Below are 8886 nucleotides of genomic sequence, written 5' to 3' on the forward strand. Positions count from 1 at the left end.
AGAACCAGAACCAGAGCCAGAGCCAGAACCACAACCAGAACCAGAGCCAGAGCCAGAACCAGAGCCAGAACCAGAACCAGAGCCAGAACCAGAGCTAGAGCCAGGGCCATACCTAGACCCAGGTAAGTTCATTCCAAAACCGTTAACTAATGACGACATTAACCCTGATGATACCATCATGGACCTCTTAAATAACCAAGGGGGCATTTGGTCACCACCTCAGGCCAACATTAACGGTAATAGAATTACCTTCACTCAAGGTCGAAATAACATTACAAATGATGTCACTATTATTGAGCCAGAAAAAACGTTAACCATTCAAGATATTGTTGACGGAAATTATGAAGGTGATCTGGACGATTATCTACCAACTATTCGCTATCGTGCAAATAGCAACGGTAGACCAACAACCTACCAAATGAAATATATTCCTTATGGTTTAGTAGAAGCATTTAACAATGGTATCATCTTTGACCATGCCTTATTTAACGAAGAATTTGGCAAGCTATTGAACGCGGAAAGAGCAAGTAAAGGTTTACGCCCAATCCAAATGAATACGAACCCATTAGCCATTGACGCCAACAACAAGAGGACCAGAGATAACGCCAGCCATGGTTATCTAAGAGGTTATAACCTAGAAACCGGCGAATATTATGGCGCACATACAACTTCAAGTGGTCAGGTTACAGCAAGCTACTATAATGACCAAGATCTAGGAGGTTGGTTCTACGATGGCGAAAATACAGCTGGCCGAGGCATCGGTCATTTGGAAGAGTTGATTAACGAAAAGAAATTAGCTGAGCAGCTATTCAAACAATGGAAAGACTCTCCAGGCCACTATAGACTACTTATGAAAGACAGCAATTACTTTAACAATAGAACATTCCACATAAGTGCCCGCATCGGCGATTTCAACCTAAATCCAGGATCAGGTTATTCCGATTTCTATAAAGGTTTAGTTTCAAACTTTGTACTGTTCAGTAAATAATGTCTTGTCCAAAACTAAGGCTGTAAGATAAGTCGGTCTATGGATTGTATTGCTCAAGAAAATCTGCCAGCAAGATGGCTTACTCAAGGTCAGTTTCCTCGTCATGAAATGATTTGCCGTTTCAGATGTTCTCAGGATTTAATAGAGATATTACCTCATAGTTTTGGCTACTTTGTTTCCTTTCTAAAGGAACAGGGGTTCATTGATGATCGGCTCTTTATTGATGGCACAAAGTTACTTACGAATGCCAATAAATACAGCTTTGTCTGGAAGAAGAATAACATCTGCCATGAAGAGATAAATCGACAATCAATTAGGGCCTTGTTAAATGGAATTCTAGGGTCATTATGGCAGAACTTCAATCCTTGAGGATACGCCGCTGACAGTGGAGGATTTAGGAGAAATCATTACGGTTCTCGAAGTCTAATTGGAGAATCTGGGACAACAAATCGAAGTGAACCCAAACGATCACCCATCCTGACAAGCAAGAAAGACGCTTTCTGATTCACTATAACACTTATCTTGCTATTACTTGATAAAAAGACCACCCAGGCAGGGGTGGCCTTTTTGGGTTGAATTAAGGTGCTTGGCACCTATGAGGAGCTGTATTACCCGTAACGATTGCACCACATATCAACCATACTTAGAGCAAGGGCGGGGATCACCCCATAGTAATTTGTCCGACCAACGATATAAGAAGTTCTATTGGATACCTCGCCTCCCCTCGCAGCAAGCCGATCCCATCCGTAAACGCGTCTTTGAAGTGAGTCAATCTGGTTATTATGGAGAGGTATTGAAGTAAGAATGATCTTGTGGCGAGACCTTAGATCTCATTTTTTACCGTTCAGGAGTAAATAATGACCGTTCAGGGTGTTTTCGTCCGCTAGTCGAGGGTCATGTGATAATCTTTAGATAAATACGGGGTGTATCCCCTACCATGCAGTTATTTTAGGAGGATATTATGGCAAAGTATAGTAAGCACTTATTGGTATTTCTTATAGCGATTAGTTTCATAGTGGGTCCTAGTGTAGGCGCTCAGTCATTGGAAGAGCGTCGTGAAGAGTTGATTGAGTCCTTTATGCAAGGGGTCATCGAAAAATTTACTTACGAAGAAGTAGATGCTTATTTAAGGCAACAAGAAGCAGAAGTCTTGGAAACAGGTTCAATCAGCCGTAAGTACAGTATGGGTGGCCATTCCACTGCCCAATCCTTCATGATGAGAGATTATTTGGTGGATTATTTAGAGGCGAATGCTAGTCCGGACCATTTGAAGGAACTGTATCCTTATGCCGTTAACTTCGACGAACTTCCTGCAGAGCTGAATTTCCATGCGGCGGGTGGCGATGGTGAGTTGGCCTACCAGTTAAGAAAGACTTCAGATGGTGGATGGGAAATCTACTCCACTAAGGGCTTTGACAACTCATTTGAATCTAGCGACACCCTTCGAATCTTACCTGAGAATAATGAGACCAGTACCTATACCATTCAAGATCAGTTAGGCAACAGCAGAGATATCTCCTTGAATACCATTGCCGAATACTTGACTACCCCTCACCGGACAGAATATCGCTTCGGCTTCTTCTACAATAAGGAAGGCGGACTGAGTCTGCTTATTAATGAATTGGAAGGTGTAGAGTCTTTCCGCCAGGAGTATCTTTCAACGGAAGAAGTAACGGAGGCAAGTGAGCCTGCTGAGTTGGTTGTCGCCGGGGATAACCAGTCAGGCCAAGATCTTACCTCTCTCTACCAAGATAAGGTTAATCAGGTCGCCCAAGAAAATCCTAATACCTACCAACCCTATGGTTATGCGATCCATGATATTGATGGTAACGGGACCCTAGAATTAATTATTGCGGAAGCGGGAGATGTCCGTCAGATCTATGCTTATCATTCTCAAAGTGGTCAGCTAGATCTGATGCCAGAAGTGGATTATCAATCAGCGGAACGTTCACATCTGGTTATTCAGGATAATGGGGATATGTATTTATTTGGTTCTAATGGGGCGGCTCGCTCCACCTATGAAACCTACCGCTTCAATGAAGCGGGGACGGCCTTAGAGACGGTTTACTCCATTGATATGAATATAGATGCCAATCCAGACCGACCATTCAGCTTGTTAGAAGATCCCAACACTTTCTATACCGAAGAAGAGATGGACCAAGTAGTCGAGGGACGCTGGTTCCTGGGAGAGAATGGTCGCCAGGGTGCCTATATTCCTTACCATCCTCTAGATGAGCCCGTAAGTGATTGGATCCAAATCCATCTACCTTAAAAATAAAGAGCCTTATGAGAAAGGAACATAGATCATGAAACAATGCTCGAATTGTCAAGAGTGGATTGATGAATCTGCCCGACTCTGTACCCATTGTGGCGCCAACCTGGAAGCCGGAGAAGAGCTTAGTCCACGGCTCTCACGCAAGGAACGCTTTGCGGCTTCTAAGAAGAGAAAATCTGGCTTCTGGCGTCGTTCAATCATAGGTCTATTGTTAGTAGGGCTGGCGCTTGTCCTAGCAATTAATGGACTTAGCTATTACCGAACAACCAGTCATGAGAACCCTGGCCAAGAGCAGCCCCACTCTATGCCCGATCAAAAGACGAAGGAGTCTAGTCAAACGAGCAGATCGCCAGCAACTTCCAGTGAGGCCTCAAGTCCAGAATCCAGTTCGACCCAGGAAGTTCAGATAGGATCGGAGCTCATTGATGCGGAGAGAAAAGAAAAATTGATAGAAGATATGCGGACACCTGACTTAACGAGTCCACATGGTGAACTGACTTATAGTGAGGCAGAAGCAGTGGTTGATCGAATTCTTGAAGATTTATTTGCAGGGAAGATAGTAGTAACCCAAAGAAGTTATATTAATAGAGAGTATCTGCCTGAAGGATTTTTTCATCCTCACTTATCAGGAATTGCGATTGGTGAAGCATACCGAATCTTAGCTGATGATTTGGGAATTCGACCAAGCGTTGACTTATATCCTTATATCATCTACAAGGAAGATGTACCTACTAATGCGCGTTTTACCCGTAAATCAGGTGGACCTTTTCCAGAAATTGTCATTGAAAATGGAGAGCTAATCTTTCCAGAATCAGGACCAACGAATTTTAAAGGGAATAAGGGGCAAAGAATTAGATACGATGAGACTTCTGATATTGAAGTGAGCCTAGCTGATGGGAGTGGGAATAAGACTATTTATTATAATACTGCCTATAATTTTGAAGATGAAGAGAACCCCCGAGCTACTTTTCTTCACTACGTGGGCATCTACCGTAAGACGAGTGGTGAGCTGGCCCTTGCAGTAGGGCCGGTGGATGGAGTCTACTATGAATATGTGGAAACAGATTCAGCATCTCCAGCAACGAGTGAGCCCAGTCCTTCTGATAGTAGCGGTCAGATTTTCGTTGATCATCCCATGTTCGATACTTATTGGTACGCCATTCTTGAAGGTTTACCCGAAGATCCTGCCACTTTGGGATGGACGATGGCGGATGTGAAGAGAGAAGCTTCATGGCTAGCTAACGAAGCTGAGTGTCATCCATTGATTAAAGGTATGGCTCGTAAGTTGGTTCAAACGATTGAAGACGACTTTCCATTGGATGCCGGTGCTATCTATACGCACAGCTTTATGTTGCATAAGCAAGCCGATCTGACTGATTATGACAAACGTTGCCGGGAGTATCTAAGATTCCTCCTCTACCTTCGAATTGATGATAATGAACGACGCAATGAGATTGATCGAACGGTTAAGGGTATTTGGATGCAGGCGATGGATAACTATGAATATTATTACAGCCAAGGAGGCCAGATAGCTGAGGCCATGGATGCGATTGAGCAGAAGACGGGTCTTAGTATGTTAGGACTCTATCCAGGTGATATCAAATACGATGGAAAGATGATCGGTTATGAGGGGCGTATTCCTTTTTCTATGTATGGTTCTAAAGTAGAATATGCCTATGATTCAGAATTAAAGGGCGTCCGTTTTCATGATTTTGACCGTGGAATCGGACTTACCGAATTTATCCCGATGGATTTTGATTTAAGTGATATTTATTAACCCCATGCCCCTCTCCACACTTTGAGGGGCTTTTTTGTCGTTCAGGCATTCAAATCTGTCGTTCAAGCAGACTTGCCCCAAAAGTTCTCCTCCAGGGATTATGATGTAATCAACAAATAACAACAAACAAACTTGTGCCCGAGTGGACAATAGGAGGAATTACAATGAACCAAAAATTATTTAAACTTATCGCCCTAGGAACTCTAGTAACCAATGCCAGTTTTAGCACCCAAGCAGTGCTTGCTGCTGAAGAGTGGGAAGAAGCTCCAGTTGAAGAAGTGGTAGAAGAGCCTTACCAAGAGACTTATGAAGAAGAACCGATGGAAGTAAGCAGTGAAAGTAGCCAGCCCATCAACTATAAGGCCGTCAAGACAGGATTTGATGCGGAAGTATTAATTGATGACCTAAAACCTCAAGATCTTCAAGGTGAAGCAAAGAAAGCTTTCAAGTTTACCCTAAGCGCAGATCCAGCCAATGCCGAAGGAGCTGAGATTAAGAAATTCGAATTCAAGAATTCTGAAAAAGAAAGCGAACTAGAAAAGATCACTAAAACAGAAGATGCGATCAGCTTTAACCAACCTGGAACTTATTATTTCTGGTTGAGTCAAGAAGACGTTGCTCCACAAAATGAAGACTACCAATTAGACTTAGAAGCCAAGCTCTTAGAATTTGAGGTAACCGATCCAACTGGTGACGGGCATCTAACAGTTACACAAGTAGGCGAGCCAGTCAAGTTCTACAATCAAACGATTGAGCTTGAAGAGTCATCTGAATTTCAAGAGGAGACTAGTCAAGAATTTGCATCTGAAGAAGAATCAGAAGTTGCAGAATTGACAATTGAAGAAACATCAGAAGCAGTCGACTCACTTGAAGACCAAGAAGAGCCATCAGCAACGACTTATGCGAATTATGACACCGAAGAAGCCCCGCTAGTTGAAACAGAGCTAGAAGAGACAGCTACGGAAGAAGAAAGCTTACCAAGTGAAGAAAGTATGGAAGCTGAACCAACAGCCATCGGCAACCAAGATGAAGAAAAAGAGCAGAATGAAGGGCTTGTTGGGGCTGTACAAGATGGCCTAGGTAAAGTAACAGAAGAACTAGACAAAATTAACCCATTCATGAAGGATAAGCAAGAAGTAAATCAAGAGACATCAGAAAATCCAAATGGTGAAGCGAATCAACCAAACAATGTTGGAGAAGGAATTGTAGCCACGATTCAAGACGGATTCAATGGCGTGGTCGATAGTGTTAGTCAGTTAAATCCATTCAAGACAGAAGAAGATGATCAGGTAGCTGGCACTCGTAGCATGCCTGACACTAGCTATGTGCCAGTGGAACGAGATGGGGTGGATTATAAGGCGGAATATGGATATGCTAATGCTAGAGTGGACATAAATGATAAATCGCCAAGCCAAACAAAAACGATTGTACGACCTGAATTCACTTTTACATTTGCTTGCTTAGGAAAGTTAGAGGGAAGCACGTTACTACCAGCGAAAGATTATGAATATGAAATTCTTAAACCGAATTCAATCGCGGCAAGTTATGGTGGGATTGGGTCTGGAGAGCGTAAAGTTGAATTTAGACGTCCAGGAGTATACGTTTTTGCTTTAAGTCAAGATACACCAGAGATGATGGCCAAGTTTTTCGATTTAGATTTAGAACCAAAACGTTATATTTACGAAGTAACAGATCCTAAGGGGAATGGGGACTTACAAGTTAGCATACTTGAAGGATCTGATAGTGTCTTTAAAAACTATTATACAGAGGGCAAGACTTCAACAACACCCCGTACAATTGTTTGGGATGATGAGAGTATCGCTGCATTTCTTAGTGATAGCCCATTCCTAACCGGCTCAACAAACGAAGGCAATGTCGATCGTAGTAACAACGGTTCTCAAACAGGCGGAAATGGGGACTCATCATCAACTAACACCCAGCCTATCATCAACAAGCCAGGCTCTAATAGAACCACGACCCCTGGTAATGGCTCAGGCAACCATTCTAACAATAATACAGGTGGTGGAAGTAATAATGGGTGTTCAGGCAATGGTCAACGGGGTTCAACGGCTAGACCAGGTAAACCTGGAGGTCGGTCAAATCGCAAACCAAGTCACACTACTAAACCGAAAGGTCCTAACAAGAAGAAACCTGGTCAAACTCAAAAACCAGGTAATCGTAAGCCAAAACCAAGACCAGCTGTTCCGGCTTTTGTTCAACCGCTCTTGCCAGAAACTGGAGAAGCTTCAGGTCTAGTATCGATAATCTTTGCCGGTTTGGCTCTAATGGCGGGGCTTGGCTTGCTCGCTAAGAATTACTTTTTCTCAAGCAAAGACTAAGTAGGTCAAATGTTACAATTAGATGACAGAACCCAGTGCTCAGGCACTGGGCTTTTTATTGCATACAATAGCTAAAGATATAATAATTATAAAACCGCATAAGGATAATGAATAGTGTTGAACCTTTAACCAACCCTAAACTGTGAGATTGAACCTCATAGTTGCGAAAAATAATAGAAAGCAGAGGGTTATTATTTCATTTATGTTACAGATATGTTACAATAACCTTAGAAAAAAGAGGCCATTATTGACCTGAGGAGGAATCAACCATGTTATCAAGAAAAAATTATTTGACTATGGCCGCCCTTACCTTAGCTGGAATCCTTGTCAGCCAAGCTCCATCTGTCTATGCTAATGAGAGCTACCAAGTCCAAGCGGGCGATAATCTTTATCGGATTGCTTTAAATCATGGCACAACGATTGAGGCTATCAAGGAAGCTAACCAAATTGATGGGTCTAGTCTACCGGTGGGTATGAATTTAGTGATTCCTGCCTCAGCGGATGAGTTAGCTCCTGAAGTGACAGAATCTGTTGCACCTGAATCAGAAAATTCTCAAGTGGATGAATCCCAAGCCGAGCTTTCCAATCCGGTGTTAGATGAGTCTGTCTCTGAGACATCCACTCAATCCACAGCCGACGAGTCTGAAGAAGAAACCAAATCAGCAGCCAATGAAGAGCTTACAACGGGATTCAAGACCAATGAAGAAGCTATCAAGTATGCCAAAGATAACTTTGACTGGCATAAACATTCTCAATGGCGAGTGGAATGGAAAGATGGTAAGTTCGAGGTTCACTATGATTTAAAAGACCCTCAAAATCAACGACCAACGCCAAAACCAACGCAAAAACCTGCTCCTTCAACTTCAAGCAATGGCTATAAGGTTCAAGCGGGGGACTCTTATTACAAGATTGCCAACAAGTATGGTGTAACAGTTGACGCCTTGAAGAAGGCCAATAACGCCACCTCCAACTTCTTGCAAGTAGGCGACAAGTTAGTGATCCCAGGTTCAACCAGTCCCGCTCAACTAAGTCCACGTCCAAGTGAAAGCAGTCGCCCAAGTACGAGTGGAACCTACACAGTCCAAGCGGGCGATTATTACTACAAGATCGCCAACAAGTACGGAGTGACAGTCGATGCCTTGAAGAAAGCCAATAACGCCACCTCCAACTTCTTACAAGTGGGTGACAAGTTGGTGATCCCTGGTGTTTCAAATCAAGTTAGACCAAGCCAGCCAAGTCGCAACCAATCAACTGGAGCAAGCGGTGGTACCTATACAGTTCAAGCGGGCGACTACTATTACAAGATCGCTAATAAGTATGGTGTAACGGTTGATGCCTTGAAGAAAGCTAACAACGCCACCTCCAACTTCTTACAAGTAGGCGACAAGTTAGTGATCCCTGGTGTTACAAATCAAGTTAGACCAAGCCAACCAAGTCGCAACCAATCAACTGGAACAAGCGGTGGTACCTACACAGTTCAAGCAGGCGACTACTATTACAAGATCGC

General features: G+C 43.1%; 5 protein-coding genes. All 5 read left to right on the top strand.

What is annotated here, in order from left to right:
* A partial coding sequence (locus T408_RS0110060) for a CAP domain-containing protein (RefSeq protein WP_211230845.1) occupies positions 1–988 on the top strand: 988 nt, incomplete at its 5' end.
* Between the two features lie 961 nt (positions 989–1949).
* Positions 1950–3260, top strand: a complete 1311-nt coding sequence (locus tag T408_RS0110070) for a hypothetical protein (protein WP_028119785.1) — start codon at positions 1950–1952, stop codon at positions 3258–3260.
* A gap of 34 nt (positions 3261–3294) precedes the next feature.
* Complete coding sequence (locus tag T408_RS0110075) at positions 3295–5040, top strand: zinc ribbon domain-containing protein (RefSeq protein WP_028119786.1); 1746 nt, start codon at positions 3295–3297, stop codon at positions 5038–5040.
* A gap of 164 nt (positions 5041–5204) precedes the next feature.
* Positions 5205–7379, top strand: a complete 2175-nt coding sequence (locus T408_RS0110080; RefSeq protein ID WP_028119787.1) for a Spy0128 family protein — start codon at positions 5205–5207, stop codon at positions 7377–7379.
* 269 nt (positions 7380–7648) lie between these two features.
* The coding region (locus tag T408_RS11915; RefSeq protein ID WP_157060807.1) for a LysM peptidoglycan-binding domain-containing protein at positions 7649–8886 on the top strand (1238 nt) is incomplete at its 3' end.

It is taken from the genome of Hutsoniella sourekii ATCC 700629 (genome assembly GCF_000518205.1).
Lineage (GTDB): Bacteria > Bacillota > Bacilli > Lactobacillales > Aerococcaceae > Hutsoniella > Hutsoniella sourekii.